Source organism: Streptomyces sp. NPDC001851 (genome assembly GCF_040297165.1).
In the GTDB taxonomy this organism is placed as follows: domain Bacteria; phylum Actinomycetota; class Actinomycetes; order Streptomycetales; family Streptomycetaceae; genus Streptomyces.
Genome location: NZ_JBEOYR010000108.1, coordinates 1 through 1,005 on the forward strand (window position 1 = coordinate 1; position 1,005 = coordinate 1,005).

General features: G+C 59.7%; 2 protein-coding genes. Both read right to left on the reverse strand.

What is annotated here, in order from left to right; genetic code table 11:
- A partial coding sequence (gene hemB / locus ABT171_RS41820; protein WP_351252221.1) for a porphobilinogen synthase occupies nt 1-729 on the reverse strand: 729 nt, incomplete at its 3' end.
- A 14-nt stretch (nt 730-743) separates the two neighbouring features.
- Nucleotides 744-1,005 (reverse strand): TatD family hydrolase (locus ABT171_RS41825; RefSeq protein WP_351252223.1); only part of this gene is annotated, 262 nt, incomplete at its 5' end.

Sequence of the window (1,005 nt, forward strand, 5' to 3'; positions counted from 1 at the left end):
CTGCAGCGCTTCGTCACTGTTGGCCGGATCCATCTGATAGGTTTTTTTGTTGCCGCCCTTCAGGTTGCCGCTGGAACCCAGCGCATCGCGGAACGGACCGTAGTAGCAGGAAGCATACTTGGCGGAGTAGGCCATAATCTGGGTATTCACCAAACCCTGCAGTTCCAGACGATCGCGGATCGCCCCGATACGGCCGTCCATCATGTCGCTCGGCGCCACGATTTCTGCGCCTGCTTCGGCATGGGACAGCGCCTGACGCACCAGAATGTCTTTGGTCACATCGTTAATCACATAGCCCTGCTCATCGATGACCCCGTCCTGCCCGTGGGTGGTGTAGGGATCGAGCGCGTCGTCGGTCAGTATGCCCAGCTCAGGCACCGCGTCTTTCAGCGCGCGCACCGTGCGCTGTACCAGCCCTTCCGGGTTATAGGCTTCTTCCGCATGCAGCGATTTCAGACCCGGTTCGATCACAGGGAACACGGAGATCACCGGCACGCCGAGTTTGGCGATGGTTTCCGCTTCCTTAATCAGCAGATCGATCGTCATGCGCGATACGCCCGGCATCGAGGCCACTTCTTCCTGGCGGTTACTGCCTTCCATGACAAACACCGGATAAATCAGGTCATTGACCGTCAGTTGGTTCTCGGCGACCAGGCGGCGGCTGAAGTCATGACGGCGCACGCGGCGCATACGACGACCAGGGAAGGTACCCGGAAATGCATAGCTCATAGTTTTCTCCTAGCTCAAACCAGCCGGAATAGCCGGCGGGCGTTCTCATCAGTTTTTTGCCCCAGCCATTGCGGCTCTTCCTGTCGCCAGACGGCGACCTGATGCACGATATGGGGCAGGAAACAGGGTTCGTTGCGGCGAGATGCGGGTTTAGGCTGTAAATCCCGGGGCAACAGATAAGGGGCGTCCGTTTCCAGCAGTAGACGCTCGGCCGGGATCTGCGGCAACAGGGCACGCAACTCCAGGCCGCGCCGCTCGTCGCAGACCCAACCGGTA